5 protein-coding genes and 1 pseudogene are annotated in these 6,942 nt (G+C 64.9%); 1 reads left to right on the forward strand and 5 read right to left on the reverse strand.

Going from position 1 to position 6,942, the window contains the following annotated elements; genetic code table 11:
- Window positions 1–13: 13 nt before the first annotated feature.
- From ACXJL8_RS29275 to ACXJL8_RS29295, 5 genes and pseudogenes are all read right to left on the reverse strand, one after another.
- Window positions 14–774, reverse strand: a pseudogene (locus tag ACXJL8_RS29275) (IS5 family transposase).
- Window positions 775–865: 91 nt separating this feature from the next.
- The gene (gene mdlC / locus ACXJL8_RS29280) at window positions 866–2,488 is read right to left on the reverse strand and encodes a benzoylformate decarboxylase (protein ID WP_456686041.1); all 1,623 of its coding nucleotides are present in this window, start codon (window positions 2,486–2,488) and stop codon (window positions 866–868) included.
- Window positions 2,489–2,621: 133 nt separating this feature from the next.
- Window positions 2,622–3,473: an FAS1-like dehydratase domain-containing protein gene (locus tag ACXJL8_RS29285; protein WP_456623839.1), complete on the reverse strand. Its 852-nt coding sequence runs from the start codon at window positions 3,471–3,473 to the stop codon at window positions 2,622–2,624.
- A gap of 14 nt (window positions 3,474–3,487) precedes the next feature.
- Window positions 3,488–4,591 (reverse strand): CaiB/BaiF CoA transferase family protein, encoded by a 1,104-nt coding sequence (locus ACXJL8_RS29290; RefSeq protein WP_456623840.1) that lies wholly within the window; start codon window positions 4,589–4,591, stop codon window positions 3,488–3,490.
- 10 nt (window positions 4,592–4,601) lie between these two features.
- Window positions 4,602–5,783, reverse strand: a complete 1,182-nt coding sequence (locus tag ACXJL8_RS29295) for an acyl-CoA dehydrogenase family protein (RefSeq protein WP_456686042.1) — start codon at window positions 5,781–5,783, stop codon at window positions 4,602–4,604.
- A gap of 125 nt (window positions 5,784–5,908) precedes the next feature.
- On the opposite strand from ACXJL8_RS29295, the gene ACXJL8_RS29300 reads away from it, so the two are divergent.
- Window positions 5,909–6,829, forward strand: a complete 921-nt coding sequence (locus ACXJL8_RS29300) for a LysR family transcriptional regulator (RefSeq protein ID WP_456686043.1) — start codon at window positions 5,909–5,911, stop codon at window positions 6,827–6,829.
- Window positions 6,830–6,942 lie beyond the last annotated feature (113 nt).

The following is a 6,942-nucleotide window of genomic DNA, read 5'->3' on the forward strand; positions in this document are numbered from 1 at the left end:
CTAGGGTCCGGACTCAATTGATCCACCAAGTGATTGCAGCGGCCAGAAGGATTGCGGACAGGAAGATGTCTGCGCGCTTGTCGTATCGGGTTGCGATGCGGCGGAAGTCCTTGAGACGGCAGAACATCCGCTCGATAACGTTGCGACCTTTGTAAGCGGTTTTGTCGTAGCGATGCGGATGCTTGCGGGTCGGATTTGGCGGGATCACGGCCTTGATACGGCGTGCGGCCAGTTCGTCGCGCAAGCTCCTGGCGTCGTAAGCTCGATCGGCCAGCAGACGGCGTGGGTTGCGGACCATGCCGATCAAACCGCGTGCACCGACCAAGTCGTGGGTGTTGCCTGGGGTAATCAGGAAGGCAAGCGGACGGCCGATTTCGTCGGTCAGCGCGTGGATTTTGGTGGTCTGCCCGCCGCGCGAGCGGCCGATTGCATTGTTGAAGGCCCCCCTTTTGCGCCGGCCGCGGAGCGATGGGCTTTGATATAGCTGGAATCCACCGACATCGATCCGTACATGCCGGTCGATCCGGTCAGCGCGTAAAAAATATCCGTCCAGATCCCCTGCCGACTCCAGCGGTTGAAGCGGTTGTAGACCGTCGTGTAGGGGCCATAGACTTCCGGGCAATCGCGCCAGCGCGAGCCAGATTTCAGCATGTGCACGATGCCGCTGATCACGCGTCGATCATCGACCCGATGGGCTCCCTTGCGCCCTCGCGGCAACAACGGCTCAACCCGCCGCCATTCCGCATCGCTGAGCCAGTAGACCTGCTTTGCCATTCAAGCCTCCCTTCCGCTGAGATGCTTGAATCACAAACTAATTTCAGATGGAATCCCTATTGAGTACAGACCCTAGGCCGGGACGACAGCATCAATGCTTCTGCGCGTAAAGCAGCGGCACCGCCGAATCCACCACCACCTCGACCAGGCTCGTGCCTTCGAACGTCATCGCGCGCTGTAACGCTCCGCCCAGTTCCACCGCCTTCGTCACCCGCACCGCATCGCAGCCCATGCCTTCGGCGAGCCTGACGAAATCGATCCCCGGCAATTCCAGCCCGGGCACGTTTCGCACTTGCATCACCTGGCTGAACGAGCGCATCGCGCCGTAGCCGGAATTGTTGATGACGACGATGGTGAGCGGCAGCTTGCGCTGCGCGGCGGTCCACAGCGCCTGGATCGAATACATCGCCGAGCCGTCGCCGATCAGGCAGACCGTGCGTTGCTTTGGCTTGCCGAGCGCCATGCCGACCGCGGCGGGCAGGGAGTAGCCGAGGCCGCCGCTCGCCATGGTGTAAAAACTGTCCTGGCCGCGCATCGGCATGAATTTTTGCATTGCCGGCCGGTGCGAGGGCGCTTCCTCGACCAGCGAGCTGCCATCCGGCATGGCCAGCGACAGCGAATGCAGCAGGAATTCGACCGGCAGCGGATCGCCGGCCTGCGGCGCCGGCGGCAGCGTGCGGCCCTTTGGCGTGGCGCGCCTGCTCTCCGGCAGGAGATCGAGCAGCAGGCCAAGCGCCGGCTTCATCGTCGCGATGATGCTGGTGCCGGCCGGTGTCACCGTGGCGGCATCGGGGTCGTCGGTGATCTGGAAGATCGTCGCGCCGCCGTCGAAGATCGCGGCATGCCCCTCGACATGGAAGGTAAACACCGGTGCGCCGATGACCACGACGAGATCGTGCTCGCGTAATGCATCGGAGAGCTGCGCGGGCGAGGCGTGCAGGAAGCCCGCGAACTGCGGATGCCGCTCGGGGAACGAGCAGCGCGCCGAGAACGGGCTGACCCAGACGGACGCCTTCGCCTTCTCCGCCACTTTCACCATCAGCTCGACCGCGCCGGCGCGGTCGACACCGGGGCCGACGACGAGAGCAGGGTGTTTTGCTGAACCGAACGCCGCGACCAGCGCCTTCATTGCTTCCGGCTCGGGTCCGATCTCGCGGCTGACCTTGCGCGCCTCGATCGGCGCCGTGGCATGCGCCCAGTCATCGATCGGGATCGACACGAAGGTCGGCCCGCATGGCGGCTGCATCGCGGTGTAATAGGCACGCGCAATCGCGGCCGGCACATCCTCGGGCCGCGCCGGCTCGACGCTGTACTTCACATAGGGCCGCGGAAACTCCGACGCGCGCTCGGCATAGAGGAATGCCTGGAGCGGCAGGATCGAGCGCGCCTGCTGGCCCGCGGTGATCACCAACGGGGTCTGGTTGCGGTGCGCGGTGTAGATGTTGCCGAGCGCGTTGCCGACGCCGGCCGCCGAATGCAGATTGACGAAGCCGGCATTGCGCGTCGCCTGCGCGTAGCCGTCGGCCATGCCGACCGCGGAGGCTTCCTGCAACGCCAGCACGTAGTCGATGTCGCCGGGCCAGTCGCTGAGGAACGGCAGCTCGGTCGAGCCGGGATTGCCGAAGACGCGTCTGATGCCGAAGGCGCGCAGCAGGTCGAGCGTCGCCTGCTTGACGGTGACGGATTTGCTGCCGCTCTTGCCGTTCTTGGACATGGTTTCCGTTCCCGAATGCTTATTGTTTGGCTCGTCATTCCGGGGCGCGAAGCGAACCCGGAATCTCGAGATTCTCAGGTGCGCAATTGCGCACCATAGTTCATCGCTACGCGATGCCCCGGAATGACGAACATCACCACACCGCCGTGCCCTTCATGGTCGGCTGCCCTTCCGCGTTCGCGGTCCACAGCTCGATGCTCTCGCCGCCGTCATTGGCGTTGATGGAAAACTCGCTGCCTTCGAACAACGGCTGAAGCCCGCGATACGAAAATTTCTTCGGCGGCTTGCCGCCGCGCAGCTTCGCGGCCATCTCGATGATGAGCGCCGCCTGCAACGGGCCGTGGAAGATCAGGCCCGGATAGCCCTCGACCTTGGTGACATAGTCGCGATCATAGTGGATGCGGTGGCCGTTGAAGGTCAGCGCGGAATAGCGGAACAGCAGCACCGGATCGGAGACATGCGTCTCGCGGTGCTGCGCTTTCGGTGGCGGAGGCGGGGCCTTGGCTGGGGCCGCGGGCGTGGTCGTCATCTCGCGATAGACGATGTCCTGCCGCTCGCGAAGCGCGATACCGCGCGGCGAGGTCACGGTGTGCTCGACCGCGACGAAGCACAGCGTGCCGGTCGATCCCGTCTTCACCGTGACGTCGGCAATGCGCGAGGTGCGCGTCGATTCATCGCCGACGCACAAGGGTTCGATGAATTCGATCTCGCCGCCCGCCCACATCCGGCGCGGCAGCGGCACCGGCGGCAGGAAGCCGCCACGGGTCGGGTGGCCGTCGGGGCCGAGCATCGACATCGGAAACACCGGCTGCGCCAGGCACCAATGCACCGTGAACGGCGCGGCATCACCCTTCGTGGGTTCGCCGACCTCCTGGAACAGAGTCGCGCGCAAACCCTTCACGAGTTGCGCGGTGACGATGTCGGTGGCCTCCGTGCTGCGGCCGATCCATTGCCGCAGATGATCGATGTCGAGCTTCCCGGTCATGACGCCTCGCTCTGTTATGTCTTCGATTGGGGCCGTTCGCCGATGCCGGGCACGGCGCCGTAAGCGCGGGTCTCGCCGACGACGATCGGCGCCGGCGCGGGATAGCTGACGCGGCCGTTCGGCGTGTCGACCTCGATGCGGCGCAGATGCGGATGGTTGGTGAGGTCGGCCATGGTGTTGACCTCGGCAAACGCGATGTCGGCATCGGACAACCGCTTCAACAGCTCGTCGCGCGTCATCTTGGCAAAGGCGTCGGCCACCGTCTTGTCGGTGAAGTCGCGGTTGCGCACGCGCTCGACCATGTTGGCGACGCGCGGATCGCTCGGCAGATCGGGCTGGTCCAGCACCTCGGCGCACAGCGTCTTCCACTCGCGCTCGCTCTGGATCGAGATCAAAATGTCCTTGCCGTCCTTCGACGTGAACACGCCATAGGGCGCGATCGAGGGATGGCGGAGACCCATGCGCTTCGGCGGATTGCCGGCTTCCGAGTTGAGCAGCGGCACGGTGCACCAGTCCGCCATCACATCGAACATGGAGATGCGGATGTCACAGCCCTTGCCGGTGCGCCCGCGCGCGATCAGCGCCTCCAGGATCGCGGCATGCGCGGTGGCGCCGGTCGCGACGTCGACGATCGACATGCCGACCCGCGAGGCGCCGTCTGGATTGCCGGTGATCGATGCCAGCCCGCTCTCGGCCTGGATCAGCAGATCATAGGCCTTGCGGTGCGCGTAGGGGCCTTCGTCGCCATAGCCGGTGATGGTGCAGGAGATCAGCTTGGGATAGTCCTTCAGCAGGCGCTCGCGCGAAAAGCCGAGCTTGTCCATCGAGCCGGGCTTGAGGTTCTGCACCAGCACGTCGGCGCTGGCGATCAGTTTCTCCAGTTCGGCGCGGCCCTCCTTGGTGGCGAGATCGACCACCGCCGATTGCTTGCCGCGGTTGAGCCAGACGAAGTAGCTGCTCTGGCCCTTGGCCGCCGCGTCATAGCCGCGGGCGAAATCGCCCTCGGGCCGCTCGATCTTGATCACCTCGGCGCCGGCGTCCGCCAGCCGCGACGAGCAGAACGGCGCGGCGACCGCCTGCTCGACCGCGATCACCCTGATCCCGTCCAATGCTCCCATGATTGCTGCCTCAGTACGAGCGGGGCATGCCGAGCACGTGCTCGGCGATGAAGGACAGCACCAGGTTGGTCGAGATCGGCGCCACCTGGTAGAGCCGCGTCTCGCGGAATTTTCGCTCGACGTCGTATTCCTCGGCGAAGCCGAAGCCGCCATGGGTCTGAACGCAGGCATTTGCCGCTTCCCAGGACGCATCCGCCGCCAGCATTTTTGCCATGTTGGCTTCCGCGCCGCAGTCGAGCCCGGCCTCGTATTTGCGCGTCGCCTCCTTCACCATCAGCTCGGCCGCGCGCATCGCAGCATAGGCCTTGGCGATCGGGAACTGGATGCCTTGATTCTGACCGATCGGCCGGCCGAACACCGCGCGCTCCTTGGCGTAGTTCGACGCCTTGGCGATGAACCACTTGGCGTCGCCGACGCATTCCGCCGCGATCAGGATGCGCTCGGCGTTCATGCCGGAGAGGATGTAGCGAAACCCCTTGCCCTCCTCGCCGATCAAATTCTCCGCCGGCACCTTCATGTCGGTAAAGAACACTTCGGTGGTGGCGTGGTTCATCATGGTGCGGATCGGGCGGATCTCCAGGCCCTTGCCCTTGGCCTCACGCATGTCGACGATGAACACCGAGAGACCGTCGGTGCGCTTCTTGACCTGATCTTTCGGCGTGGTGCGCGCCAGCAGGATCATCAGGTCGGAATGCTCGGCGCGGCTGGTCCAGATCTTCTGGCCGTTGACGATGTAGCCGGCATTGCCGTCCTTGCGCGCGAACGTCTTCAGCGAGGTCGTGTCGGTGCCGCTGGTCGGCTCGGTGACGCCGAAGGCTTGCAGGCGCAGTTCGCCGCTCGCGACCTTCGGCAGATACTTTGCCTTCTGCTCGGCATTGCCGTGCCGCAGCACGGTGCCCATCGTGTACATCTGGGCGTGGCAGCCGCCGCCATTGCAGCCTGCGCGCTGGATCTCTTCGAGGATCGCCGCCGCGGCGGAAAGCTTCAGGCCCGCGCCGCCATATTCCTCGGGGATCAGCACCGAGAGATAGCCGGCCTCGGTCAGCGCATCGACGAAGGCCTTGGGATAGGCCATCTCGCGATCGAGCTTGCGCCAATATYCGCCGGGAAACTGCGCGCAGAGCTTTGCGACGGCTTCGCGGATGTCGGCGTGATCTTCGGTGTGGTGCTCGTCTTGCTTTTCTTGGCTCATGGCGTTTCCCGTTCGTAGCGGCAGTTAAGATAACGCCGGCCAATCCCCTGGCGTTGTGAAAACAACGCCATCCCCCTATGCTCATTTGCTATAGCGTATGGAGTAGCCTTCCAGGATTGGCAAGCATGGATTTCCGGCAGCTCAGGACCTTCAGTTGTGTGGCGGAGCTCGGCAGCCTTTCGAAGGCCTCCGACACGCTGCGCGTGGCGCAGCCGGCGCTGAGCCGGCAGATCAAGCTTCTGGAACACGAGCTGCGCGTCGACCTGTTCACGCGCAACGGCCGCGGCATGGTGCTGACCGAGGCCGGCCGCCTGTTGCTGGCACGCACCTCCGGCATCGTGCGCCAGATCGACCAGATCCGCGACGACATCCAGTCGGCCAAGGGACCGCCGTCCGGCCAGGTGGTGCTCGGCCTGGTTCCGACCGTGAGCTGCGTGCTGTCGGCGCGTTTCGCGCGGCGCTGCGTCGAAAAATTTCCGGGTATCTCGCTGCGCATCGTCGAGAGCTACAGCGGCCATCTCGTCGAATGGCTGCATCGTGGCGAGATGGATCTCGCCATCCTCTACGGCCGCTCGGCCGATCTGCATCTCAACGTGCAAAGCCTCGGCCGCGACAACATCGTCGCGGTCGGCCCGCGCGGCTGCGGCCTGGCGCGCAAGAAGAGCRTCGACATCGGCTGGCTGCTGCGGCAGCGGCTGGTGTTGCCCAGTCATTCGCACGGCCTCCGCGCGCTGATCGAGCATGCGGCCGCCCAGCGCAAGATCAAGCTCAACGTCCAGCTCGAGGCGGATTCGTTCCGCGTGCTGACCAACCTGGTCGAGGAGGGGCTTGGCTTCGCGTTGCTGCCGCCCTCGTCGGTGCATGGCGAGGTCGCGGACGGGCGGCTTGAAACCGCTGTCGTCTCGAAGCCGATGACGCGCGAGCTCATTTTCGCTTCTCCGATCGACCGCCCGGCCTCGACGGCCTCGCTCGCCATCACCGCCCTGCTGCGCGACGAGGTCGCCGCCTGCCGCAAGGAAGGCGTCTGGGACATCAAGCTGAGTTAGATGCTTTCAAGGCGGTTTAGGACAGAAGGGCGCGTGCGGCCCATCACATGTTGTGCGAGCTGTCATGCCGGAATTTTATAGCTGGGGTGTCGCCGCGCTCATCACTGCGAGTG

The sequence above is a fragment of the Bradyrhizobium sp. P5_C11_2 genome (assembly GCF_054049755.1).